This is a genomic window from Streptomyces sp. NBC_01306 (genome assembly GCF_026340465.1).
Lineage (GTDB): Bacteria > Actinomycetota > Actinomycetes > Streptomycetales > Streptomycetaceae > Streptomyces.
This window is the reverse complement of sequence record NZ_JAPEPC010000001.1, coordinates 195,503-219,571: the sequence shown is the minus strand read 5'-3', so window position 1 is coordinate 219,571 and position 24,069 is coordinate 195,503. Positions and strand designations below refer to the sequence as shown.

At 69.5% G+C, this 24,069-nt stretch carries 16 protein-coding genes; 7 read left to right on the top strand and 9 right to left on the bottom strand.

The features are described from left to right. Positions 1–14: 14 nt before the first annotated feature. The 3 genes from OG385_RS00900 to OG385_RS00890 form a co-directional block, all read right to left on the bottom strand. Positions 15–1,439: an MFS transporter gene (locus OG385_RS00900; RefSeq protein WP_266850886.1), complete on the bottom strand. Its 1,425-nt coding sequence runs from the start codon at positions 1,437–1,439 to the stop codon at positions 15–17. Positions 1,440–1,558: 119 nt separating this feature from the next. After that, positions 1,559–2,830: an FAD-dependent monooxygenase gene (locus tag OG385_RS00895; protein ID WP_266850884.1), complete on the bottom strand. Its 1,272-nt coding sequence runs from the start codon at positions 2,828–2,830 to the stop codon at positions 1,559–1,561. Between the two features lie 132 nt (positions 2,831–2,962). Beyond that, positions 2,963–3,994 (bottom strand): hypothetical protein, encoded by a 1,032-nt coding sequence (locus OG385_RS00890; protein WP_266850882.1) that lies wholly within the window; start codon positions 3,992–3,994, stop codon positions 2,963–2,965. 790 nt (positions 3,995–4,784) lie between these two features. Here OG385_RS00890 and OG385_RS00885 point away from each other — a divergent pair. Next, positions 4,785–5,429, top strand: a complete 645-nt coding sequence (locus tag OG385_RS00885; RefSeq protein ID WP_266850881.1) for a hypothetical protein — start codon at positions 4,785–4,787, stop codon at positions 5,427–5,429. Between the two features lie 64 nt (positions 5,430–5,493). Here OG385_RS00885 and OG385_RS00880 read toward each other — a convergent pair whose 3' ends face one another. Next, entirely contained in the window at positions 5,494–9,240 is a 3,747-nt protein-coding gene (locus OG385_RS00880; RefSeq protein WP_266850880.1) for a DNRLRE domain-containing protein, read from the bottom strand. A 698-nt stretch (positions 9,241–9,938) separates the two neighbouring features. On the opposite strand from OG385_RS00880, the gene OG385_RS00875 reads away from it, so the two are divergent. Then, entirely contained in the window at positions 9,939–10,568 is a 630-nt protein-coding gene (locus OG385_RS00875; protein WP_266850878.1) for an SMI1/KNR4 family protein, read from the top strand. 134 nt (positions 10,569–10,702) lie between these two features. Here OG385_RS00875 and OG385_RS00870 read toward each other — a convergent pair whose 3' ends face one another. Further along, on the bottom strand, positions 10,703–14,773 hold the full coding sequence (locus OG385_RS00870) for a hypothetical protein (RefSeq protein ID WP_266850876.1): 4,071 nt from the start codon (positions 14,771–14,773) through the stop codon (positions 10,703–10,705). Between the two features lie 411 nt (positions 14,774–15,184). On the opposite strand from OG385_RS00870, the gene OG385_RS00865 reads away from it, so the two are divergent. Continuing rightward, the gene (locus OG385_RS00865; RefSeq protein WP_266850875.1) at positions 15,185–16,087 is read left to right on the top strand and encodes a DUF3048 domain-containing protein; all 903 of its coding nucleotides are present in this window, start codon (positions 15,185–15,187) and stop codon (positions 16,085–16,087) included. A 33-nt stretch (positions 16,088–16,120) separates the two neighbouring features. On the opposite strand, the gene OG385_RS00860 is transcribed toward OG385_RS00865, so the two are convergent. After that, on the bottom strand, positions 16,121–16,765 hold the full coding sequence (locus OG385_RS00860; protein ID WP_266850873.1) for a TetR/AcrR family transcriptional regulator: 645 nt from the start codon (positions 16,763–16,765) through the stop codon (positions 16,121–16,123). Positions 16,766–16,933: 168 nt separating this feature from the next. Between OG385_RS00860 and OG385_RS00855 the strand changes: the two genes are divergently transcribed. The 3 genes from OG385_RS00855 to OG385_RS00845 all read left to right on the top strand — a co-directional run bounded on the left by OG385_RS00855 (position 16,934) and on the right by OG385_RS00845 (position 21,385). Beyond that, a complete protein-coding gene (locus OG385_RS00855; RefSeq protein WP_266850871.1) occupies positions 16,934–18,418 on the top strand; it encodes a cytosine permease in 1,485 nt (494 codons plus the stop codon). Between the two features lie 70 nt (positions 18,419–18,488). Next, complete coding sequence (locus OG385_RS00850; protein WP_266850869.1) at positions 18,489–20,147, top strand: amidohydrolase; 1,659 nt, start codon at positions 18,489–18,491, stop codon at positions 20,145–20,147. Positions 20,148–20,305: 158 nt separating this feature from the next. Beyond that, the gene (locus OG385_RS00845) at positions 20,306–21,385 is read left to right on the top strand and encodes an enoyl-CoA hydratase/isomerase family protein (RefSeq protein ID WP_266850867.1); all 1,080 of its coding nucleotides are present in this window, start codon (positions 20,306–20,308) and stop codon (positions 21,383–21,385) included. Here the strand turns inward: OG385_RS00845 and OG385_RS00840 are convergent. Next, positions 21,363–21,902 carry a hypothetical protein gene (locus OG385_RS00840; RefSeq protein ID WP_266850865.1) on the bottom strand — a complete coding sequence of 180 codons (540 nt, stop codon included), beginning with the start codon at positions 21,900–21,902 and terminating at the stop codon, positions 21,363–21,365. The genes OG385_RS00845 and OG385_RS00840 overlap by 23 nt on opposite strands. A gap of 320 nt (positions 21,903–22,222) precedes the next feature. Here OG385_RS00840 and OG385_RS00835 point away from each other — a divergent pair, with 320 nt between their 5' ends. Next, positions 22,223–22,732: a VanZ family protein gene (locus tag OG385_RS00835; protein ID WP_266850863.1), complete on the top strand. Its 510-nt coding sequence runs from the start codon at positions 22,223–22,225 to the stop codon at positions 22,730–22,732. Positions 22,733–23,050: 318 nt separating this feature from the next. Here OG385_RS00835 and OG385_RS00830 read toward each other — a convergent pair whose 3' ends face one another. Then, positions 23,051–23,317 carry a DUF6295 family protein gene (locus OG385_RS00830; protein WP_266850861.1) on the bottom strand — a complete coding sequence of 89 codons (267 nt, stop codon included), beginning with the start codon at positions 23,315–23,317 and terminating at the stop codon, positions 23,051–23,053. Between the two features lie 2 nt (positions 23,318–23,319). Continuing rightward, entirely contained in the window at positions 23,320–24,063 is a 744-nt protein-coding gene (locus OG385_RS00825; protein WP_266850859.1) for a dienelactone hydrolase family protein, read from the bottom strand. Between the last annotated feature and the right edge of the window lie 6 nt (positions 24,064–24,069).

Here is a 24,069-nt window from a genome sequence, read left to right as displayed (position 1 = left end):
TGCTCGGATACGGGTCAGATGGTGGGCCGGGCGGGCTCGGCGGACGGGCCGGCCGAGCGGTGGGCCGCAGCACCCGGGGCCGGGTCCGGCTCCACGTGGTCCAGCTCGCGGCCCTTCGTCTCCGGAGCGGCCACGGCCATCCATCCCACCGCCAGCGCCGCCGCGGCACCGAGCACCGCGAAGGTCAGCGGCAGTCCGAGGACCGGCCACATGAGCGTGCCGAACAGCAGGGGTGCGAAGCCCGTGGCGACGCGGCTCGCCGCGGACGCGGAGCCGAAGCCGGTGGCCCGCATCGACGTCGGGTACAGCTCGGCCACGTAGGCGTACAGCGCCGGGATGGTCAGTTGAATGGTGAACCCGAAGACGCCGAGCGCCACCATGGCGGCTGTAGGGGTACTCAGCAGCAGCGCGAACAGCACCAGCGCGGCGGACGCGAGCGGAGCCGAGACACCGATCAGCCACTTCCGGCCGACCACGTCCACCAGCCAGGCCGACGCGGCAACCCCGAGGATGCCCACGGCACTCATGAGCGTGGTGCCCGTGAAGGCCGCTGTGTCGCTGTATCCCTGGTCGGCGAGGATGGAGGGCATCCAGCTGAGCGCGGCGTAGTACACGAGCATGATCGTGACGAACAGCGCCCAGGCGACCGAGGTGATGCGCGGGTTGAACGTCCACACCCGGCCCAACTGCGCGAAGGTTTCGGTGAGTCCATGTTTCGGGGACGCCTTCTCCGGTGGGGGAGCGGGTACGGCGTACGGTTCGGCGGGGGTGCCGGTGCGGGCCACGAGGTCGTCGATGACGGTACGTGCCTCGGCCTCACGTCCCTTGGCGGTGAGGTAGATCGGTGACTCGGGTACCCCGCGCCGTACCCAGAAGAGCAGCAGCGCGGGCAGCGTCATGGCACCCAGCATCCAGCGCCAGTTCCCGCCGAGGTCCAGCATCACGGTCGAGGCCACGCCGCACAGGGTGCCGCCGACCGGCCACCACAGATCCAGCGCGGTCAGGATCCGGCCGCGGTATTTGCGTGGTGAGAACTCGCTGATGAGCGCGTAGTCGACGGGGATACAGCCACCGAGACCGACGCCTGCGAGGAAGCGCAGCAGCAGGAAGGTGTCGTAGGTGGGGGAGACGGCGGCCAGGACGGAGAAGACGGCGAAAACCAGCAGCGTGGTGCTGAAGGCCTTCTTGCGGCCGATACGGTCCGCGACGGAACCCCAGGCCACCGCACCGGCCGCCATTCCGATGAGGTTGGCGGTGGCGACGAGGCTGCGTTGCCCGACGGACAGGTCGAACTCCGTGCCGAGCAGCGGGGTGAGGAAGCCGTTGAGGGCGACGTCCCAGGCATCGAAGAGATAGCCGAGGCCGCCGATGATGAAGATGCGGCCCTGTACACCCCATTTCCAGGGGAGTTCCTGGACAATCTGGTCACCGGTTTTCACGCGCGTACTCCAGGTCTGCAGAGGAGGGGCGCCGCGTCGTCGCGGGCGCTGGATGACTGCACGAGCTGCGGGTGCGGGCCGCCGGGCGGAGGCCTGGGGTGAGAGGAGCCGGGAGAGGATCAGCGGTGGTGCCGATAGGCGAACTGCTCCTGACCGGCGCTGTCGAGCGGACTGCCGCTCCACAGCCAGTCGTACGAGACGTCCGACTCGCCGTCGAAGCTGGTCGCGAGCGCGGCGTCACGGGCCTGCTGCTCGGGCCCGTCCGGGTGGCGGTAGAAGGTCTTGTTGCGCAGGGAGGCCTGCTGCACCATCCCGGCGTGCTTGGCCCGGCGGCGGACGTAACGCTGCAATGCGTCCTCCACCCCGGTCACCGTCACGCCGGCGAGTTCTTCAGCGAGGACGGCGGCGTCCTCCATGGCCTGGGATGCGCCCTGGGCCTGATAGGGCAGCATCGCGTGGCAGGCATCGCCGAGCAGCGCGACCCGGCCGTCGACCCAGACCGGGTCGGGACGCCGGTAGTAGAGGGCGAAGCAGGTGACATCGTCCTTGGCCTTCGACAGCATTGCCGGAACGCGGTCGTCCCACCCCTCGTAGGCATCGACCAGCTGCTGCGCGGGGGCCGTGGTGGACCACTGCTCGGCGACCTCGTCGGTGCACGGAACACAGCCGACGACGTTGAGGGACTCGCCGCCACGGATGAGGTAGTGCACGAGGTGGCGTCCGGGCCCGTACCAGATGGTGCTCTGGAAACGGTCGAAGAGGAACCGGGTGGCCGGGTCCGCCCGCAGCAGATCCCCGGGGATCAGTGTGCGGAAGGCCATGTCGCCGGAGAAGACGAGCGTGTCCTCGGCACCTATGAGGTCGCGTACCTGGGAGCGGACGCCGTCGGCGCCGATGAGCACGTCCCCGGCGTACCGGGTGCCGTCCTCGGTGACCGCGACGGGGCGCTGCGGATCGCTGCGGTCGATGGCGGTCACCCGGCTGCCGGTGCGGATCCGGACGGCGGGGCCCGGACCCTCCGGATCGGAGCAGGCGTCGAGGATGATCTGGTGCAGATCCGCCCGGTGGTAGTGCCAGTACGGGGCGTTGAAGGTTTCCTTGACGTGCTGCCCGAGTGGTGTGAGCCCGATGATGCTGCCGTCCTGCCAGCGACGGCGGACCTGGTCCTGGGGCTCCGTGCGGATGGCCTCCAGGCGGCGGCGCAGTCCGAGGCCCATCAGGATGCGGCTGGCGTTCGGCGCGGTCTGGATGCCCGCCCCCACCTCGCCGAGCTCGGCGGCCTGTTCGAGGACGGTGACCCGCAGGCCCTGATGGCGCAGCGACAGCGCGGCGGTGAGCCCGCCGAGGCCGCCACCGACAACGGTGATTTCAAACGACTGGCTGAGAGCCACGATGGCTGTTCTCCCGGGAGTCTGGTGAGGTCGTGGGTCCTGCGGTGCCGGCTGCCGGCCGCAGCGGTCCCGGTTCCGGTCGCAGCTGTTCCGGCGTCGGGCGCAGCTGCTCCGGTGCCGGCCGCTTCGATGTCAGCTCTCGACCAGACGGCCGCCGGTGACGACCTCGGCGCCGTCGACGGCGACCGTGCAGCCGCGCATGGCGATGTCGAGGTGGGCGTACGACTCGCGCTGCAGGTGCGGGTGCGGGCCCGTCGACCATAGGAAGTTCCCGGCGAAGGCGCGGGCGTCCATGCCCATCAGGTCGTCCTTGCCGTACATCGCGGTCGCGAACCAGTCGGCGGTGCGCATCAGGCCCCAGCCCATGTGGGAGAGGCTGCGGGCCCACTGGTCCTGCGAGTCGTCGAAGAAGGTGTTGAGCATCTCGGCCTCGGCGCCGCCGGTGACCTTGTTGATGTGTCCGCCGGAGACCTCCAGCGTGACGGGCGTGCGTACGTACTCCTTGAACGGGAGCAGGATGTCGCCCTCGGCGAGCACGATCTGCCCGTCCGAGATCTCCGGCCAGCACAGCACCATCGTGCTCGGCCAGTGGTCCCAGCGCCCCGGGTCGTCGGCGAAACCGCACTGGAACTCCGGCTTGGATCCCGGGAGTTGAATGGTGAGGTCGGTGCCCGCGGCCGAGGTGACGTGCATGACGGACGAGGCCTTGAGCAGCTCCACGCCGCGGAGCACCTCCTCCTTGTCCGACTCCTTGGGCAGATTGCGGATCAGTACGTCCGGGGCGTCGCAGACGAAGATGATCCGGGTTCCGGCGCGCAGGATCTCCTGCTGCACCGGGGCGTGGATGAACCCCTCGCGGGTCAGATCGACCACCAGGTCGGCGGACTTCAGCAGGGTCTGCGCGGTGGTGTCGTTGAGTACGGAGATGAGGCCGGGGCCCGCGCCCGTGTGGGTGCTGGGCATCGGGGCCGGGCTGCCGCCGGGCACGGTCGCGGCGATGACATGCGCGCCGCACGTCTTGGCCGCTCCGAACGCGGCGGCCACGTAGTCGCCGCGGCTGCCGGGCTCGGACAGCACGACGACGTGTTCGCCCTCGCGGAGCTTGCAGAGGCGGAGCTGGCGGGTGAATGCGTCGAGCAGATCGACGGAGGTCAGATCGAACACGAGATGTCCTTCCTGGGCTCGGCTGAGTGCACGCGGGCATGACGAACAGGCCTGTTGTGCACGGGTGATGAGCTGCGAAGACACGGGGCGGAGCACCGCCCGACAGAGATAATCCGAACACGTACTATCTCGCTTGGCAAGGGGTGGCGGAGGACTTAACGCGCCGAGTTCACCTTCGGTCCGGTCCGGAGATCACCCGCCGCAGCCTTCGTCGTGAGGCCTTCGCTGCGCACCCTGACGGCATCAAGGCCGCCCTTGGAATACGGGCAGGGGGTGTTCCGGTGCTCACGTTCGTATCGCTCTTCCCTTGTGCAGGAGCGGGGTTCGCCCTTCGTAGGCTCAGGGCATGACCAAGCACCCAGATGTGGAACGTTTGACGAGTGTGTGGAGGCGGATCGCCCGCTGGTTGGCCGGAGTTGCCCGGGGTGGTGAACGGATGCCTGGTGTGGGAGAACCCTGAGGCTCCAACCACGGACGGCTGGGAGCCGTTCCACCCGGTTCACTGAGGATGGTTGGCTCCCAGCTCCGGCCGGTTGAAGGCCAGGGCTGGGAGCGTGATCAGCCGGTCAGGGCTTCTTCATCTCACAGATGAGGTCGGCCTTGGATGTATCGCATGCCTTGAAGCAAGAGTCGCCGATGCAAGGCAACCCACGGGTGGGGGCGTACCCGTCAGACGGCGCTGTCGCCTCGGTCTCCTGAGAGGGCGTGCCGGCGCAGCAGGAGAATGCCGGAGTGTTTCACGGTGTCTCGGGGCACTGGGATTGTTTCTTCTTTGCGTAGGGTTTGAGGTATGAGCCCAGAGCATATAGAGCGGACGACCGCCGCCTGGCAGCAGTTGATCGAATGGCTTCGCGTGCGTGCCCCAACCTCGCACGCTTCGATTCTGCCCCCGGCCACCGAGGCCGAGATAGAGGAAGCGGAAGGCCGCCTCAGGCAATACTGCGGGTACGGCTTTCCACCCGAGCTGGTCGCCCTCTGGGCGATGGCCGGCGGGGTCCAGCAGCTCGACAGCGACGAGTGCGACGAAGAGGGCGAGGTGGACACCGGGCGGTTCCTGCCCCACGGACTGCTGCTCACCCCTGCTCAGTCGATCCGGCCGCGGCTTGCAGGCTTCGACCGCCAGGGCAAGGACTCCTGGGGAAGCGCGCACTGGGCGGCCCCCTTCGGCAACTACCCCGAAGCAACCGACACCGGCCTGTACCTGTCGGCCGCCGGGCTCGGTAAGTGGAGGAGCTACGAAGGCTTGTTCATGGATGAACCGCTGTATCCGTCCATCGCCGCGTACCTGGAAGCAGTCAACCGAACGCTCGACGAGGGACCGGACAAGGTGAGGGGTTTTCAGGTGCCGGGCATCGTGTACGGGTGCCTCATCTGGGATGATCCGCAGGATCCCAGGCTGGACGAGACGTTCGCTGACTGGCGGCCCGTGCACTGAACAGATGGGGTCCCACTCCACCCTGCTGGTGGAGTGGGACCCGGTCAGCCGAGCGGCAGCCGCTCTACGGCTTCTTCATGGTGCAGACCAGTTCGGCCTTGGAGGTGTCACATTCCTTGAACCAGGCGTTGCCCGGATCCAGGAAATAGCCTTCCTGATCCAAGATCCGCATCTTGCTCGCGAAGTCGCCGAACGGTCGCATGGAGCCCTGGTTGACGTCACCGGACATCGACGAGCGGCCACAGTTCTCGGTGAACGTCGGAGCGTCGTAGCGGGTATCGTCGAGGAAGTGGGTCGTTCCGTCGTCCGCGACGGCGGAAACGGTCTGCATGCAGTCGGCGCCGCCACCCGGGGCCTCGTTCCGGCCGCCGTCGGTCTTCTTCATACCGGCGGACTGATACGTCGAGGCAAACGGGAACTCGTCACAGTTGACCTCGTCCAAGTGCGGCGGGTCGTGGTGCAGGGCCGTCTTCGGGTGAGGCAGGAACGTCCTGCCCGGAACCCACCCAGTGCTTCCCGACTTCGGGCCCCGGTAGCGGGTGCACATCCTGTCGCGGCTCTTGTCAGAGTCGTAGCCCTCCTTGTTCCGGCTCGGCGGCGGCAGGTACGAAAGCGGGCCCTGCCCCTCCCAGCTCTGGCCGAGCCCCTTGACCTTCGACTTGTTCTGGATCAGCCAGGCGTGCGCGGCAGCCTCAGGATAGGCGGCGGTGTTGAACTTGTATGTCGGCATGTACTCCGACAGGACGCAGCCCGGGACGCCGTAGGAAGCGACCTTGTCGCACTTGACGAGCAGGAACGGAGACTGAAAGTCCCCCGGGTCCAGCCATTCACCCTTTTCGCCGTTCACGCCGGTCGGGGGCTCCGTTTCTGTCAGAACCTTGCCGGTGAAGGAGATCAGCATGCCCGTGGACTGGTCGGCGTCGGTCGTGCCTGAAGCGTTGTCCACCTGGCCGTTCCACTTGTAGTCGGACGTGCCGGTGGCCATGTGGGTGTCGACCGGACTGGCGCCGCCGCCTCCCTTCCAGCTGAGGTCGCCGAAGAAGTCGAAGCTCTTCCGCTGACTGTCACAACCGGCACCCACGCACTTGGAGTCGAACGAGGCATTCGGGTTGCCGTCGCCCATCACGACCGCGCGCTCATCGCCCGGGAAGTCGTTGTAGACCGGGTTGATCTCCACCCACGTCTTGATGGCGCCACCGTGGACGTCAGTCTTGACCTGGAAGGCGACCTCCCAGTTCGCCCGGTACTTCGTGGGCGGGAAACCATCTTGCAGCTTGGCCTCCATGGTGAGCTGAAGGTCGAAGAACACGCAGGCTTCGGTACGGGTCATCAGCGACTTCTGGGCCTCACCGGACAGGGTGGGCTGGCACCAGGCATCCGTAACGACCGGGTCCGGGCGCGAACCGGCACGGATGTTGCGCTCTTTCGCGGCCTTCTTGGTGAACTCCTTGGAGGCATGGCCCTTCGGGGTGACAGTGACCCGGATGCCATCGCCGGTCTTGAAGACGCGAGCCTGGCTGCCCTGCTTCCACTGGCCCAGCGCAGGCTGTGGAGGATCGGTCGGGTCCGGTTGCGGCGAGCTGAAGTCATTGTCCGGGAGCTTGATGTCGATCTTCTGCTTGCGGTTGTAGTCGCGGTTGCCTGCGGTGAAGCCGTAGTCGCGGATCGGGCCGACGTTGTCGGCGCGGTCCACGGATCGGGTCTGCACCGTGTGGTTGCCGTCCTCGGCAGGGGTGACGCTGTAGGAGGCCGTTGCCTCCGCTGCTATGGCCGCCTTGGGCAGGCTGGTGGCCACGGTCGACCAGTTGGCGTCTGCGGCGTCGTCCTCGTACGGGTCGCTGCGGTACTGCACGTCACGTGCGTCGGAAACGCCGGTGTTGACGTCGAAGGTGCCCGTGATGCCTTTGCCGCCGCCGCCCCAGTTCTCCGGATATGTCGCCGAGGCGATGGACGTCGGTGCGCCCGGCGCGGTGGTGTCGACGACGAACTCGCGCCAGGGGGACCAGTTCAGGTTGTAGTGGGTGCCGTCGTAGGAGTTGGTGCGGAACTTGTAGGTCTTGCCGTTCACGAGTTGTCCGGCGGGGACCTTCACCGAGGCCCAGGAACCGGGGGCGACATCGGCGGAGACGATCGCGCCGTCGCCGGCGGGGGTGGTGATGGGCTTGTTCGTCGCGGCGTCGTAGACCTGGAAGGTGCCGTTGACCTTGTCGCCGTCGGCATCGGGGAACTTGTCGCGCAGAGTAGGGGTGGTCGAGTTGACCGCCCATACCCCGGCGTAGGACTTGAACGGGGCGCCGGCCTGCTGGTCGGTGCCATCGCCCGGACGGTAGTTGTAGTTGACCGTCAGCTTGGGCTGGTTCACTGTGGCGTTACGCGAGTTGACGCGCTTCCATCCCGTGGCGTCGTCGCTCGCGGCGCGGACGCCCATGTATCCACTGGTGGCTTTCTGCGACGCCCAGACCTTCGCCAGGTCGGTCACATCTGCCTTGATCCAGCCGCCGGCCGTGCCGGTACAGCCGGCCGGGTAGCCGGCGGTCTGGGTGGAGGAGCCGTACTGCTGAAGCCACGCGGGCTGCTTCGTCCAGCGTGAGGCCCCGGAACCCGCTCCGGTGTTCCACACTGTCCAGCCCTGGGCCTTGCAGTCGGTGGCGCCGGAGTGGAAGTTGTACAGCTGCACGCTGGCGGAGGAGACAAGCGCGTCGGCGAACCCCGCGGTGTTCCACGTCATGAGCGTGCGCGCGGTGCGTGGAGTGCCGTCGGCGTTGATGGTGCCGGGGTTGCCGAAGTCGAGTTCGGTCTCGCCGCCGAGGTCGGTGGTCTCGCCCTGCTGCACGTAGGTGTCGAAGGTGTTGCCGAGCGCGGAGGTCGACGGGTCCACGGTGACCGGGTACGTGGTGTCCGGGTCGGCGAGGAATGCGGCGTCCGGGGTGACCTGGAGGTCTATGTTCCCGCCACCGTTGTCAGTGACCTTCATACCGACTCGGGCGCGGTTCTCGTGCCTGCCCGAGACCTTGTCCACGCTCGCGTCCCACATCACGGGGGCGGGCATGGTGGCCCTCCGCACGCCGGTATCGGCGTCGGTGAACAGGACCGAACCGTCCTTCTGCGCTGTCGCCTTGAGGCCCTTGGCCTTCAGCGGCAGCGTGTAGGTGTAGTCGCCCGCCGTCGGTTGGGCGTCGAGTTTCACGAACTGCTCGAAGCCGGTGCGGGTGGCCTTCACGATCACATCGGCGCCGGGCACGGCGTCCTTGTACGTGGCGGTGGTGCCGTCCAGGACGGGCTTGGGCAGACCGCCCTTCCACTGCAACGTCACCCGCTCGTCACCCCTACCGAGGCTGACCAGGTCACGGCCTGCGTCGCCCTGCGCGGCCCTGAGCGACCTGGACGGGGTGCCGCCGCCGGGAGCGAGGGTCAGGCCCTCAGGGTGTGCCTTGGCCTGCACGCCACCGTCGGCGGTGGTCGTCAAGGTGGCGTCGACGTCGACCCACTTGCCGTCGCGTTCCATGCGCTCGGGCCCGGTGGTGACCTCGGAGGTCAGGGTGCCGTCGGGGTTGGCGTAGGTGAGGTTGGTGGGCGTGGTCTCATCCGGGGCGAGAGTCTTCTTCCCCGTCTTCTTCGCCTCGGCGAGCGCCCAGGCGATACCGCCCCTACTGTGCTTCTGCGCCCAGGCCAGGTCGGCCTCACGGACTTCGGCCGCGGACGGCTGCTCGGCCTGCGGGTGGCTTCCGACCACCGCGGCGGGTCTGGGCTCGGCGGCTGCCGTCCGACCCGTGGCCAGGGTGAGGTCGGCGGCCAGCAGTAACACCGCCATTGCGGCAGCGTGGGTTCTTCGTCGCCTGGATCGCGCCGGGCGTCCAGGAATGTGCGTACTCAACTCGTGTGTCCCTTCCGTGTCGCCCGTTGCGAGCGATCACCCAGGGACTGTAAACGTCGGGTAAAGCCTCTGGGGGAGGGTGAAGTTGGGCGCTGGTGAGACATGAGTCATGGTTGCTTGGGCCACTCTCCGAAGCCTGCCCCTGGCACCTGTCGTGTTCTATGGACTCACCGGGCTGGGCGTTTGCTGTGTCAGGTGACGGGTATCTCTAGCGCCCTCTGCCGGCCAGAGACTCACATCAGCTCGTATCCCCGAAAGTAATGGCAATGTCTGACTCGTCAGGCTTTCAAGCCTGAGTACTTACACCGCCGACTTTGCCTGGCCTACCCGCTGGTGGATCGCCGGCACCGACGGCAAGGGTCGCCGCGGGCATCGACCCGGTACGAGCGGGCCTCGGGGCGAGGCGGCTGCGCGGGAGCGGGAGAGGTCGGAGAGTGCCGGCCACGAGCAGGGGTGACGAGTGGTGAAGCAGGAGGCCGCGGCTCTGCGAGACCCGGTCTGGGTAAGCGTCTGAAGGATCCGGTCGGCGAGCCCGTACTGCATGAGCATGCGCTGTTGGTTTCTCCGAGGACCGGGTCGATTCCGCCCGCTGGTATTCAGGGCCGATTCAAGTCTCCACCGGTACGGTGACCGGCGTGAAGGACGACATACGAAGCGCGCAGGCGATTGAGGAGAGGCAGGTTGCTGACGCGTGGCTGCGCATCACGACCTGGCTTCGGTGCCACGCTCCGGCGACCCTGGAACTGTTGCGGCCCGGCGCCACCGAGGACGAGATCACTGCCCTGCAACAGGCTCTGGGCGTGCGGATCCCGGCAGGGCTGAAGAGTTTGTGGCGCCAGTGTGCGGGCGTCCGTACCGTTCCGGGGCAGGGCAGTAACTTCCTGCTGGGGGGCTGGGCTCTGTTGAGCTTTGACTCGGTCACCTACGTCTACCGGGAGAAGATGGTCTCCCAGGAGCGTGACGGTGATGACGAATTCTTGTTCTGGCGTCCCGCCTGGATCCCGGTGTGTTCCTTTTACGCCGCCGACTACACCTATGGGCTGTATCTGGACGCCGAGACGGGCAAAATTGGTGGCTGGAGCAGGTTCTATGAGCACAGGCCCGGGTTCGAGTCGCTGACCGACTACCTGGAGGAGATGGCGGACGCTCTGGAGGCGCCGTCGTTGGTCACCGGGGAGAAGCCCGGTCTGGTCAATGGCGTCCTGGTGTGGGGGCCACCGTCGGACCCTGGCCTGGAAGCGCTGTGGACGCCGTTCACCGGATGACGCGGGCGCAGGCGCAGTCCCAGTCTGTGTTGGCGTTCGTGCAGTGCTCGAAGCCGTCCAACTGTTCGGCGGGCATGTATGGGCCGGCGGCGCTGAGCGCGCCGCCGGCCCCTGGTGGTCACATTGCCCGGTGGTTACTTCATCGCGCTGAGGGCGGTGTCCACCCCCGCGAGGGGAGAGCCGAGTCCGGTCACCGTGTCGTAGCCCGGACCGGCGGTGCACTCCGTCCCGCACAGTCCGTTGGAGCCCGACGTGATGTCCTTGAGCGACGCGCCGAGCCCGTAAACGTCACGGTGCGCGGTGTCCCCGTCCGGTCCGGCGGCGGCCAGATGCGGCTTGTGGGCGGTGGCGCGCAGCTGGTCGGCGGCGGTGAGGACCGCGGCCCAGACCGGTGCGGACAGGCTGGTGCCACCGACCTCCAGCCACTGGGCGGTCCCTCCGGCGCTGGTGTAGACAGCCACGCCGGTGCGCGGGTCGGCCACGAAGCTCACGTCGGGGGTGGCCCGGAAACGGGATGACTGGACACCCTTCTGGTAGGCCGGGCGCTTCTCGAAGTAGCTGAGGCCGCCACCGGTCGACGACCACGCCGTCTCACCGAGCGTGGCGCCGGAGGAGTCCAGCTGGAGGCTGGTGCCGCCGATGGCCAGCGCGTACGGGTTGGTGCTGGAGTATCCCGCCGGGTAGCCGGCGTCGCCGGTGGACTGGGTGCACACCGAGTCCGCGAGCTTGCAGTGGCCGTCGTAGAAGGACTCCTCGGAGAACTCCGACATGCCCCAGCTGTTGCTGACGGCCGCCGGGTGTAGCGCTGCCGCCTTGTCGACGGCCTGGAAGAGTCCTGTTGTTGAGGCGTCCGCCGCCTCCATCAGCACGATCTTCGCGTGCGGGGCGACGGAGTGGGCCCACTCGATGTCGAGGGCCTCTTCCTCCTCCCAGCCGGCGTTCGCGGCCGGCTTGGTGCCGCTCGCGTACGTCTGCTGGAAGTCGAAGCAGTCGGTGCCGGCCGGGACGCTGTCACAGGTCTGCGGCAGGTCGAAGTGTGCGGCGAAGTGGTTCAGGTCGGCCTTCGCCGTGGGGTAGTCGTAGGCGTCGACGATGGCGATGGTCTGACCGGTGCCGTCACCCTTGAGGCCGAGCCGGGCCTGGATCTGCTGCGGGCTGTAGCCGGGCGCGGTCTCGGTGTCCGAGGCCGGGTCCACCTTGTGGGTGGCCCGGATACGCAGGTCCGGGGATGCCGTGCCGCTGGGCAGGGCCGGGTCCTTGACGGCCTTGGACGTCGCGTCGCTGCCGGGCAGGGACTGGAGCTTGGCCGTCGGCGCGGCCGCCTTGGCATCACCGACCCGCTGGACGGTCACGCCGTGCTGGTAGTTGTCCACGGCGCGCATGTCGTATTCGAAGCCGCCGATCAGCTGGTTGACCGCGTAGGCGGTGGTGTCCTCGGGCAGCCCGATCAGGTCGGTTCCGGCGCCCTTGCCGCCGAGACCGGCCGGAGTGAGCGAACCGGCGAACAGGGAGAACGCGGAGCTGCTGGAGTCGACGTACTGCTCGGGGGTGTTCGGGAAGGGCTGCGTGAACTGGAACAGGCCGCCCCCGCCACCGATGAACGTCTCGTTACCGCCGGTGGTGGTGGCGAACACGCCCTGCTGGACGTTCTCGTCGTTGAGGACGTCGTAGGCGGGGCCGCCGTCGGGCGGGTACACCGTCATCTCGTAGGCGTGCAGTTCGACCAGCCCGTACTTCTGGGAGCCGGCGAAGCCCTGGAAGGTGCTGGCGCCGGTCGAGTCGCGCTTGGTCAGGACCTTGCCGGTGGTTCCGTCGACGGTCTGGACCAGGTGCGGCGAGTTGAACTTCTCCCCGCCCCAGGCGAAGGCCACCCCGTGGCCGTCGGCGCCGGGGACGGCGGAACCGGCGAACACACCGGCCTGCGCCTCGATCCAGTCGGCGCCCACCCCGCTCGGCTGCTCCTGCCACAGCTTGGCGCCGGTCGCGGAGTTGAGGGCGACCGCGGTCGGGGCCGGGTCACCGGGGCCGGTGTCGGTGCCGGAGCGCGTTCCGCCGTATTCGAGGAAGAGGCGGCCGTCGCCGTCCGTGGCCGGCGTCGAGTACGCCACCTGCTTGTCCTTGGTGCCCGCGGGCCGGTAGGTCCAGCGGGTGGTGCCGTCCGCGGTGTAGGCGCTGACGCCCTTGCTGCCACTGGCGATGATGCGGCCGCCGGTGACGGCCACCCCGAACTGGAAGGCGCCGGTGTCGATGTCGGTGGTCACCTTTCCCTTGTGCGGGTCGAGCACGGCGAAGCCGCGGGAGGTGGCGGCGACCAGGCGCTGCGCCGACTTCCCCTGCTTGTCGGCGACTTCGGACAGTTGTAGCTGGTGGACGGCCGCACCGACGGCGCTGTGCCACAGGATGCGGGGCGACGCGCGGTCGAGGTCGCGGCCGTCGAGGGCGAAGACGCCGTGGCTCTGGCCGCCGACGATCAGGTCCTTGACACCGTCACCGTTGACGTCGCTGGCCACGGAGGCGTAGTTGTCGCCGAGCAGCGGCAGCGCGGTGCTGTTGCCCTGCTTCGGGTCGATGCTCCAGGCGGTCAGGTCGTAGCCGACGGTGAGCAGGCGGCCCCGGTAGGGCGTCACCTGGTCGCCTGCGACGTCGCCCTCGCGGCGCCACGCGATGTCGCCGTCGCGGGCGTCGAAGGCGATGAGCTGGCTGTGGTAGATGCCCTCGGGCTCGGCCGGGGTGACGGCGGTCGGGTCGGCGACCGCCGCGACGACCTGGCCGTGTCCGCTCGGGTCGTACTGGAGCGAGAGGGTGGGCGCGTTGGCGCCGCCCACGGTGCTGGCGGTCCGGTAGTGCCAGACGGTGTCGCCGCTGTCGTCCCAGCCGGAGACGGTGCTCTGTCCGTCGCTCAGGTCGACGGGGTCGATGCCGAGTTCGGCCACGGCGTAGCGGGCCTGCTTGCCGTGGGCCTGGCCGTTGACGAGGAACGCCTCGGGAATGGTGTTGTCGCGCGAGCCGAGCACCTTGCGGGCGCCGCTGCGGGCATTGATGGCGGTGAGGTCCCAGCGGACGGCGTCGAGCGGGTCGTTCTGCTCGGCGACCAGGACGCGGTCCGAGCCCGGGTCCTGGTGCAGGATGCGCGGATACCCGGGGGTCTTGGTGTTGACGGTGACATGGCCGTCAGCGGTGTCGAGCACCATGACGTGCCCGTCGGCCGGCCGCGGGTTGCCGAGCCCCAGCGGGGTGTCGGTCCAGCCGACGGTGATACGGCCACCGGTCAGCGACTCGACATCGGTCCACGACGCCCAGGGGGCGCCGGTGCTGTACTTCCAGGCCGAGTGCGCCTTGAGGCTGCCGCCCGAACCCGGCGTCAGGGTGTAGGCGAGCAGCGAGCTGCGGCTGTCGCCCTGTTCGGCCACCGGGTCGTCACCCCAGTCGGGGCCGGTGCGGTCGGCCACGATGAGTTTGCCGTCCTGGGCGAGCAGCGAACCGACGTACCCGGGCAGGAGCTTGTGCCAGAGCATCTTGCCGCTGCGGCCGTCGAGGACACTGACGAAGGTCCCGGACGGGAGCGTCGAGCCCGGCGATGTGAAGCTGCGGGCGGGGCTCGCACCGACGGAGTAGGCGACGGCGATGTCGGCCACGCCGTCGCCGTTGAAGTCCGCCTGCGCGTAGGGATGTGTGCCGGTCGAGGACGGCTCGTACGGGTCGTACCCCTCGTACATGACCGGGGTGTACTCCTCGGTCTGGTACGGAACCTTGGGCTTGACCTGCCAGTCGGTGTAGAGGGAGTGGCTGGTGCGCTGCCAGACCGGGTCGCCCTTGGCGTTGTAGCGGCTCACCGTGCCGCCGGAGAACACCGAGACCCAGTCGCCCGTGCCGCCCAGTGCCAGGGTCGAGGCCGCGCCACGAGCCGTCTCCCAGCTCGCCTTCTGGTCGATCGAGGGTGCCGTCGCGGGGGCGGACACCGTGGCACCGGACTTGGAGTCCTTGGCGTCGGCCGGGGTGCCCTCGGCTGCGGCGACGAGGCCGGGCGTGCCGTCGGAGCGGGGAGTGTAGTGGGCGCTGAGCTTGGCCAGTTGTGCGGCGGTCAGCCGCACGGGATCCTTCTTCGTCGGGTCGGCCTGCGCCGCGGGCGCGGACAGCGCCGCGGTGGCAGCGGCAAGCACCGCCGCCACCGCTATGGCGCGTATGCCCTTTGTTCCGGGTCTCATTGAGGCTCCGTCACTTTCAAGTCACCTGATTCGGGGGTCTCGTACTGTTCCAGGCGAACCAGGCCTGGGGGAGAGGTCGCGAGTGGCCGGTTGCGGCCATCGACCGCTGACGGCCACTGCCGGTCGATCGCTGTTCTGCCGAGACGGTGCCGAGATGGTGCTGAGACGGTGCGAAAGGGGTACGACGTGCTTGAGCCGATCGGTCTGGACGCCTCCGCGGAGCGGGTCTGCCGACTGCTGCCGGGCCCCGTGACTGCGCGTCGAAGTGGTCGAAGGACCGGCGGGAATCTCCGGGACCGACAGAGCGCCGCCGCAACCGCGCCAGGGCGTTACGCCCGAGTATGGTCCTGCGGGTCGGCTCGGCCTCCGGCCGGCTCGGGGCCGCAGGTGGTACGGACGTGAGGAGTACGGGTGAACAGGCTGAAAGCACTCCGGGCAGGCGCGGCGGCGGCCCTCGCCGTCGGGCTCGCCGTCGGTTGTTCATCGACGGGCGGGCACGAGGGCTCGGGCCGTTCCGTCCTCACAGGGGAGAACGGGGCCGCCGGGCGGGTGCTCGCCGTCAAGGTCGACAACGTACCCGCCGCCCGGCCGCAGACCGGGCTCAACGACGCGGGCCTCGTGTACGCCATCGAGGTCGAAGGCGGGCTCTCGCGGTTGATGGCCGTATACGACAGCAGTCATCTGCCCTCGGCGGTCGGGCCCGTCCGCAGTGCGCGGGAGACGGACCTCCAGCTGCTCGCCGCGTACGACAAGCCCGCCCTCGCGTTCTCCGGTGCCCAGAGCAAGCTGCTGCCCGTGCTCAAGAGCTCGGACATCATCACCAGGACCGGTACCAGTGCGTTCTTCCGCGACCCGCACCGGCCGGCCCCGCACAACGAGTACGTCCACACGAAGGGGCTCACCGACGGCGCCGGGACCGCCAAGGACATCGGCCTGCGCTTCGCGTCGAAGACGCCCGGTGGCGGCAGGGCGGTGACCGTCACCTCGGCCTCGATGCCCTCCGCCCGGTTCACTTTCACCTGGAGCGCGCCGCGGTACCGGGTCGTCATGGACGGCTCGACGTCGCCCTGGACCGCCGACAACGTGATCATCCAGCGGGTGCAGGTCAAGGAGTCACGCTTCCACAGCCGTACCGGCTATGTCCCGTTCTCCCAGACCGTAGGCAGCGGTTCCGGCGTGGTGCTGCGCGACGGGCGGTCGTACGACGTGCACTGGAGCAGGCCGGCGGAGGACGCCGGGACGACGTACACCTCCGACGGGCGGACCCTGCCGCTGCGGCCGGGCAGGACCTGGATCGTTCTCGAACCCGCCTGACGGCTCCGTCCGCCGGGCCCGGGGGAGCCGCTGTTACGCCCGCGAACCGGACTCGCGGGTGTCCGCCAGGTCCGCCGCGCCGAGCAGCCGCGCCGCCGCCGACCGGGCCGACGCCAGGGCCGCCCGGCGGTCCGCGCCCCGCTGGCCCAGAGCCACCCGGGTGCTCAACCCGTCCAGCAGCGCCAGGAGTTCACCCGCACGGCCCGGTACGTCGTCGATCGTGAAGCGGTGCTGCGCCGCGCCCTTGGCGAGCACCGCTTCGAGGTCCTCCTGCCAGCCGCGGTCCAGCTCCTCCTGGGCCGCGCGCAGCTGCTCGTTCGACCCGGCGCGCGCCCACAGTTCGATCCAGAGCATCCAGCGCGGGTCCCGCTCGCCCTTGGGCAGATACAGCTGGAGGAAGCGGTCGAGCCGGCGCGCCGCCGCCGTCCGGCCCGCGAGCAGCGCCCGGCGCTCCCCGGTGAGCGCGTCCTCGCTCCAGCGCAGCGCCTCCAGGAGCAGCCGGTCCTTGCTGCCGAAGTAGTACAGGATGTGGCCGCCGCTGGTCCCCAGCCGTTCGGCGAGTGCGGACATGGTGAGCGCGGCGAGCCCGTTCTCGGCGATGGCCGTCATGGCCTCTTCGAGCATCCGGTCCCGTGCGATCTGCCCGTCCTTGCGATGTGCCACTTCCGCCCCGCTCACGCTGGTCTGCTCCGGACGCTGCCGCGCCTGTCCCCGAGCCTATCCCCGGGCGGTGACGCCAATTCGGCCGGAGGTCTTGACGTGCCACGGGTGCGGGGCGCATCTTGAATGCCGTTCTAACTCTTAGAACGGCATTCAAAGTATGGATGCGGAATACGGAGGCCTCGTATGGCGCGACAACCGACGGATGTCACCGAGCGGACCACCCCGCCGGGCGCCGAGCGGAATACCCCGACGAACACCGCGCCGACACCGGCCGGTGGGGGTACCGGGGTCGCCAGCGACGAGGTGTTCCAGGTCGAGACGCACGGCATCGACCCGATCCCGGACGAGGAGCGGCACGGCAGTGCCAAGGACCTCTTCTGGCTCTGGTTCGGCTCCAACCTGACGTTCACCTACGTCATCAACGGCGCCCTCGCCGTCAGCTTCGGGCTCTCCTTCTGGCAGGCCACCGCTGTCGTCGTCATCGGCGGGCTGACCTTCTTCGTCATCAGCGCCGCCGGACTGAGCGGTATCCGTACCGGCACCGCGACGCTGGTCATCTCGCGTGCGTCCTTCGGCGTCCTCGGGAACTTCCCCGCCGGGCTGCTCAACTGGATCGTCTCCATCGGCTACACCATCGTGAACACGGTGGTCGGCACCCTCGCACTCGAATCCCTCTTCGCCGACCTCGGATGGCGCGGTGGCGGTGACACCGCCCGGGCGCTCGCGCTCGTCATCACCCTCGCCGTGACGTTCGCGGTCGCCATGTGGGGCCACGCCACCGTGCAGTTCGCCGAGCGCTGGATGGCGTACGTGCTCGCCGCCGGCTTCGGTGTGCTGCTGGTCTTCCTGCTGCCCGGTGCCACGACGGGCGCCGCTTCCGGCGGTGCGCCCGGGTTCTCCGGCTGGACGCTCGCCTTCGTCGTCATGCTGGCGGGGCCCTTCTCGTACCTGCCGATGCCCGCCGACTACACCCGCTACCTGCCCCGCGAGACCTCGCTGCGCTCCATCACCTGGAGCGGTGCGCTCGGCGGTCTCATCTCGTCCGTCGCGCTCGGTGTCGCCGGTGTCGCGGCCGCCACCCAGGCCGACATGACGGACGCCGTGGCCGGGGTGGAGAAGCTGCTGCCCGGCTGGTTCCAGCCGGTCTTCCTGCTGCTCGTGCTCGGCGGTTCGGTCACCAACTCCATCCTGACCCTCTACTCCTCCAGCCTGAACCTCCAGGTGCTCGGCATCCCGTGGAGCCGGGCCAGGGCGATCATCGTCAGTGTCGTCGTGACCGCGCTCGGCTCACTCGGCGCGCTCTTCCTGGTGGACTTCACCGAGTCGCTGCTGAGCTTCCTCTCCCTGCTGATCATCGTGTTCGCCCCGTGGGGCGGGGTGTTCCTCGCCGACATGCTGATACGCCGCTGCCGGTACGACACCCGCGCGCTGCACGCCGGACGCGGCGGGGCGTACTGGTACCGCGGGGGATTCCACCTCGCCGGGATGGCCTCCCTCGTCGCCGGTATGGCCTTCGCCGCGCTGACCTGCAACTCCGAACTGTGGACGGGGCCCCTGGTTGCCCCGCTCGGCGGCGGCGACCTCACCCTGCTCGGCTCGGTCGTCTCCGGGCTCGTCTACTGGGCGCTGACCCGCCGCCAGTTGCGTACCGCCCCCGCCGACAGCTGACCGGCCCGTACGCCGCATCCGCCGGCCACCACCCCCGTACCTCCCGTACTACCCCAGGAGTCCGTCCCTCATGACCCGCACCACCGCCCCCGCCGACCTGGTCCTGCGCAACGCCCGTATCCATACCGTCGACCCGCGGCTCCCCGCCGCCGAGGCGCTCGCCGTCCGCGACGGCCGAATCGTCTGGCTCGGCCCCGACGCGGAGGCGGCGGCCTGGGCGGGGGAGGGCACCCGGATCGTCGACGGCGAGGGCAGGCTGGTGCTGCCCGGCTTCATCGACGCGCACAACCACGTACGGCTCGGCTCCGACGACGCCTGCGTCCAGCTCGCCGGAGCCCGCACGCTCACCGAGATCCACCACCGCATCACCGCATGGTGCGCCGAGAACCCCGACGCCGAGTGGATCGAGGCCGAGGCCTTCGACTACTCCGCGATCCCGGACGGCCGGATGCCGAACGCGGCCGACCTCGACCAGGTCACCGGCGACACCCCGGCCTTCGTCCTCAGCTACGACGTCCACACCGCGTGGCTCAACACCGCGGCCCTGCGCCGGCTCGGCGTCACCAGGGAGATCACCGAGCTGCCGTTCGGGCGCGCCGAGACCGACCTGGAGACCGGCGAACCCACCGGATTCATCAAGGACTTCGCGGTCAAGGGGCTGTCCCGCGAGGGGCACCGGGCGCTGCGCGAGCTGGGCGTGCCGTGGGCCGCTCCCGACCGCCAGTACGGCCGGCTGGTGAAGAGCCTGGACGACGCGATCCGGTTCGGCATCACCACCGTGGTCGAACCCCAGAACTCCCTGGACGATCTGGAGCTGTTCACCCGCGCCCGCACCGAGGGCCGGCTCCGCTCCCGCCTCGTCGCGGCGCTCTTCCACCCGCGCGGTACCACCGACGCCGACCTGGACGACTTCGCGGCGACCGCCGCCCGGTTCAACGACGACCGGATGCGGGTCGGCCCGCTCAAGCTCTACATCGACGACGTGGTCGAGCCGCGCACCGCCGCGCTGCTTGAGCCGTACACGGGCTGCGGCAAGCACCGGGGCGACACGTTCTACCCGGCGGAGGAGTTCGCCGGGCTGCTCGCCAAGCTGGACTCCCGGGGCTTCCAGTGCTTCGTGCACGCCACCGGCGACCGGGGCATCCGCACCGTACTGGACGCCGTCGAGCACGCCGCCGCGATCAACGGGCGGCGCGACGCCCGCCACCAGGTCGTCCACGTCGAGTGCCTCGACCCGCAGGACACCGCGCGCTTCGCGGAACTCGGCGTCGTCGCCTGTATGCAGCCGAGGCACTGCGCACCCGAGATCGCGGGTCCCGGCCAGGACTGGGCGGAGAACGTCGGCTCGGGCCGCTGGCACAAGGCCTGGCCGATGCGCAGCCTGCACGAGGCGGGGGCCGTGCTGGCCTTCTCCAGTGACTGGAACGTGGCCGAGATGGACCCGATGATCGGTATCTACACCGCGGTCACCCGCCGTCCCCTCGGTGGCGGCGAGCCCTGGCAGCCGGCCGAGACGGTCGACGTGGAGACGGCCGTCCACGGCTACACCATGGGTTCCGCCTACGCCAACTTCCTTGAGGACGAACGCGGTTCGCTCAGCGTCGGCAAACTGGCCGACTTCACCGTCCTGTCCAGGGACATCCTGCGGATCCGCCCGGAGGACATCCCCGGCACGACGGCCGAGCTGGTCGTCGTCGGCGGCGAGGTGGTCGCCGGGACCGGGGCCTGAGAGCCGGACGGCAGGGGCGGCGGCCCCCGGCGGCCGCCGCCCCTGCCGCGTAAGGCATCGTGATGACCGGCAGGGACCTCCGGGTCCACGGGACCCCGGGCGGAACCGCCGCGGCCGTGCGCGCGCTCCACCGGGACAGGACAGGCAGGGGACCCGCGATGAGCGACGACTGCGTGCTGGTGCGCACCGAGGGGCGGATCGGCCATCTCACCCTCAACCGGCCGAAGGCGCTGAACGCGCTGAACCGCGCGATGGTGCGGCGCATCGAAGAGGCCCTGGCCGCCTGGGAGGATGATCCGGCCGTGGAGACCGTGGTCATCTCCGGTGCCGGAGAACGTGGCCTGTGCGCGGGCGGCGACATCCGCTCCATTTACGAGGACGCACGCGCCGGAGGCACCGCATCCTTCGCCTTCTGGCGGGACGAGTACCGGCTCAACGCCCGCATCGCCCGGTACCCGAAGCCGTACGTCGCCCTCATGGACGGGATCGTGATGGGCGGCGGTGTCGGAGTCTCGGCGCACGGCAACGTCCGCATCGTCACCGAGCGGTCCCGGATCGCCATGCCGGAGACGGGTATCGGCTTCGCACCCGACGTGGGCGGTACGTATCTGCTCGCCCTCGCGCCCGGTGAACTCGGCACCCACCTCGCCCTGACCGGCGCGGAGATCGGCGCGGACGACGCCATGCTGTGCGGTCTCGCCGACCACTTCGTACCCTCAGGCGACCTGCCCCGGCTGCTGGACGCCCTCGCCACTCGGACGGTCGAGGACGCGCTCCAGCTGTACGTGCGTCAGGCGCCACCCGGCGAACTGGCGGGTCACCGGGCGTGGATCGACGACTGCTACGCGGCCGACACCGTCGAGGAGATCGTCGCCCGGCTGCGGGGACACGGAACGGGCGCCGCCGAAGCGACGGCCGACACCCTGGCGACCAGGTCACCCACCGCCTTGAAGGTCACGCTCGCCGCAGTACGCAGCGCACGGCGGCTGGGCCGGCTGGAGCGCGTCCTGGAGCAGGAGTACCGGAGTTCCTGCGCAGCGCTCGCCTCGCACGATCTGGCCGAGGGCATCAGGGCCCAGGTCATCGACAAGGACCGCAGGCCCCATTGGAAACCGGCCACTCCGGCCGAGGTCACCGACACAGATGTGGAGCGCTACTTCGCCCCGCCCGAAGGAGGGGACCTCCACCTGGTGGACCGGCCCAACAGCCCGGAGATCACTGCCAGTCGGCTGTCCTGATCACGGATGCAGCCACGTCGGGGACGGAGCCTGTGGTGGTATCGATGGCGAAGTCCTCGACCGCGGACCGGGTGAGGATCGCGTCCAGCTCGGCGGACCGGTCCAGATGCCACCGCAGTGCTTCGGGTTCGCCGTCGTGGCGCTGGGCCAGACGCTTGTGGATGACGGGCAGTTCAGCCCGGAGCCGGCACACCGTGAGATCAACGCCTACGGCGTCGGCCAGTTGCTTCCGCTCATTCTGTCGCTCGATCACGCCGGCGAGTACGAGGCGTGTCGCTCCTGCCTCGACGTAGTTGCCGGCGACGCTCCGCAGATTCCGCAGCAGCATGGTGAAGTTGAAACGGTCACCGGGAGGTGCGGGCCACGACTGGCGTAGCCGGTCGAGGTCGAGCACGGCATGAGGGGTCCCGACATCGGCGAGAAGGTCGCCGACCGCGTCGGCAACGGTGGTTTTGCCCACACCGACGGTGCCGTTGATCAGGAGGGCCCGAGCGCCCCGGGGGCTGCCAGTGTGCATCTCGGCATCGTACGTCGAGGCGCGCGGACCCGGATCGCACTTTTTCCGGGGGCCGCCGCCAGGAAGCGGCGGCCCCCGACGAGACGGCCCACGGAGCGCCCGACCGCTCCGTGCCGGTCATGCCCGGGACGCGAGGTGCCGCCAGTCCTGCCACGTGTCGAGCCGCTTCCGATGACACGACCGGCAGTTGCCTGCGACCAGTGAGGTGCGGCCCGCGCCCCGAGCCCGGTCGGCCGCTTCTCCGGACTCATAGAGTTCTCATGTGCGGCATCTCGTGCACATCTGGCATGACGTGCCAGATGTGCCGTAGGTTCTGCCCCATGTCCTCCTCGATGCACAGTGCCGTGATGGCGGCGCTCGTACTGGTCCTTGCTGTTGCCGCGGTGGTCGCGTACCGGCCGGTCGCACGGAGAACGGGCCGGCCGGCCGGGGCCGTGCTGGGGGTACTGCTCGCGGTGGCGGTGTGTCTGGGGATCACGCTGCCCGATCAGATCGTCAGTGGGGCAGCAGGGCGGCTCGGGGCGTGCGTGACCGGTGACTCGGTCAGGACGCTCACGGGCGGCTTCGCGCACAACGCGGTCAATGTGGTGCTGTGGGTGCCCATGGGGCTGCTGGGCACGCTGGCCTCGCGGCGGCCGGTGGCCGTGACGCTCGCGGGGTCGGCGGCGTGGGTGGTGGTCGAGCTGCTGCAGACGCTGGATCCCGTACGGTCCTGCCAGCCGCTCGACTGGGCGAACAACACCCTGGGCGTCGCGGCCGGCGCACTGCTGGGGTGGCTGATCGGCCGGGCGCGCGACTCCCGGCAGGCCGGGGAAATCCACGCCGACTAGGGGCTTTCGTTGCGCTCGGGCGATCACGTCCAGTTCGATCAGGGTGGCGAAGCCGGTGAGGGCGAGGAGGGCACATCGGCCCCGACCGCGACCCGGCGACCGAGACCGGCACCGTCCTGTGTCCCGTCGTCGACGGCGTGGTACTCGCCGAAACGCCCCGGACCGCCCCGGACCGCCCCGGTCCTCGGTGGCGCCCTGGGCGACGGCGGGCACCCGCAAGCCGGCCACGGGCTGTGAGGCAGCCGTCCAAGCGCTGTCCCACAGCCCGGTATTGGCGGATCAGGCCCGCGAACGCTCAGCCACGGCCCGGCTGCATCATCATGCGGTGAGCGCGGGCGGAACCGCCGCAAGCGCCTCCTGGATCGCCGCGACCAGCGTGCGGGCGGACTCGGCCGTCAGCTCCAGGGCGACCCGGGCCGACGGGCCCTTCGACGGGTCGGTGAAGTCGATGTTGAGCGTGTGCTCGGCCATCGCGTGCACCGGGTGGTCGAAGTACACGGTCACGTCGGACACATGGAACCAGGAGCTGCCCGGCCCCTTGGCGCTGCCGTCCACGGTGTCCTTGATCGTCGTGTAGGTGCACATGCTCAGACCCCCAGGTGCTTGGCGAAGAAGGTCTCGACCCGCTCCCAGCCGTCGTTCGCCGCCGCCACGTTGTACGAGGGCCTGTCGGTGGAGAAGAACGCGTGACCTGCGCCCTCGTACGTGTGGAACTCGAAGTCCTTTCCGTGCTCCGTGAGGATCTGCTCCAGCTCGGCTACCTGCTCGGGGCCGGGGAAGCTGTCGTCGGCCCCGAAAAGGCCGAGCAGCGGAGCGCGCAGCCCGGGGAGCTCGCCGACCAGGTTGGTGACCTTCAGCGGGAAGCCCTCGGGCGGTGTTCCGGTGACGAACGCGCCGTAGCAGTCCACCGCCGCATCGAGGTCGAGACGGCAGGCGGCGAGTACGCTCTGCCGCCCGCCGGAGCAGTAACCGATCGTGCCCACCTTGCCGTTGGAGGTGGACAGCGCCCGCAGATACGCCGCTGCCCCGCTCACGTCACCCGCGAGACGGTCGTCCGGCACTCCGCCGGCCGCACGGTTGGCGGCTGCCGCGTCGTCAGGGGCCGCGCCGGGCGCCTCGCGGTAGAAGAGGTTCGGGCAGACCGCGTCGTAGCCCAGCTCGGCGAACCTGCGGACGATCTCCTTGCTGCCCCGGTCGTAACCGGGCATGTGGTGGATGACCACGACGCCGCCGCGCGGGGTTCCGCCCTGCGGGCGGGCCAGATATGCCTCGATCTCGTCGCCGTTGTGACCGGTGAGCCTGATGGTTTCCGCGGTTAGTGAGTCACTCATGGGACC

Coding starts and splice junctions, on each gene's coding strand:
- OG385_RS00885 (WP_266850881.1), top strand. CDS start 4,785: ATGAGCCCAGAGCATATAGAGCGGACGACCGCCGCCTGGCAGCAGTTG.
- OG385_RS00880 (WP_266850880.1), bottom strand. CDS start 9,240: ATGGCGGTGTTACTGCTGGCCGCCGACCTCACCCTGGCCACGGGTCGG.
- OG385_RS00870 (WP_266850876.1), bottom strand. CDS start 14,773: ATGAGACCCGGAACAAAGGGCATACGCGCCATAGCGGTGGCGGCGGTG.
- OG385_RS00855 (WP_266850871.1), top strand. CDS start 16,934: ATGGCGCGACAACCGACGGATGTCACCGAGCGGACCACCCCGCCGGGC.
- OG385_RS00850 (WP_266850869.1), top strand. CDS start 18,489: ATGACCCGCACCACCGCCCCCGCCGACCTGGTCCTGCGCAACGCCCGT.
- OG385_RS00845 (WP_266850867.1), top strand. CDS start 20,306: ATGAGCGACGACTGCGTGCTGGTGCGCACCGAGGGGCGGATCGGCCAT.
- OG385_RS00840 (WP_266850865.1), bottom strand. CDS start 21,902: ATGCACACTGGCAGCCCCCGGGGCGCTCGGGCCCTCCTGATCAACGGC.
- OG385_RS00835 (WP_266850863.1), top strand. CDS start 22,223: ATGTCCTCCTCGATGCACAGTGCCGTGATGGCGGCGCTCGTACTGGTC.
- OG385_RS00830 (WP_266850861.1), bottom strand. CDS start 23,317: ATGTGCACCTACACGACGATCAAGGACACCGTGGACGGCAGCGCCAAG.
- OG385_RS00825 (WP_266850859.1), bottom strand. CDS start 24,063: ATGAGTGACTCACTAACCGCGGAAACCATCAGGCTCACCGGTCACAAC.